We start from the raw sequence: 573 nt of genomic DNA, 5'->3' as shown, positions 1-573 counted from the left end.
AGTTGTCAAGCAACTCTAGCTGTAACCATAGTTAATCCTCCAATACTTAATGTTTCTACCATAGGAACAACGAATGCAAGTTGCAATGGTTTATTAAATGGCGGAGCAAGTGTAAGCGTAACAGGAGGTACACCAAGCTATAGCTATAGTTGGGTAGATGATGCAACTAGCACACAAGTAAGTACAAGTCAGAACTTAAGTGGCGTTGGAGCAGGAAACTATACTTTAACGGTAACAGATGCAAATGGCTGTACAGCAACAACAACGGCAAGTATTACGCAACCAGGAGTATTAACTGTGGTAACAGTAACAACAGATCCAAGTTGTAGCAATAGTAATGATGGCAGTATCGTAGTGAATGTAAGCGGGGGTACAGCACCATATACCTATAGTATGAATGGTGGAGCACAACAAGGAGGCAATAGCTTCAGTGGCTTAAGTGCAGGAATCTATACGATAGATGTAGTAGATGCAAATGGTTGTAGCGCAGTGGGCAATGCTATTTTGGTAGACCAATATAGCATGAGCTTGGCAGTACAAAGTCAAACGAATGTAAGCTGCTCAGGACAAAAT

1 protein-coding gene is annotated in these 573 nt (G+C 41.5%); it reads left to right on the top strand.

Going from position 1 to position 573, the window contains the following annotated elements; translation table 11 throughout:
* On the top strand, window positions 1–573 hold a 573-nt coding region (locus tag KDD36_15245), incomplete at both ends, for a SprB repeat-containing protein (protein MCB0398004.1).

The sequence above is a fragment of the Flavobacteriales bacterium genome (assembly GCA_020435415.1).
Classification (GTDB): domain Bacteria; phylum Bacteroidota; class Bacteroidia; order JACJYZ01; family JACJYZ01; genus JACJYZ01.
The sequence above is the reverse complement of the archived record's forward strand: the minus strand, read 5'-3'. Positions and strand labels throughout refer to the sequence as shown.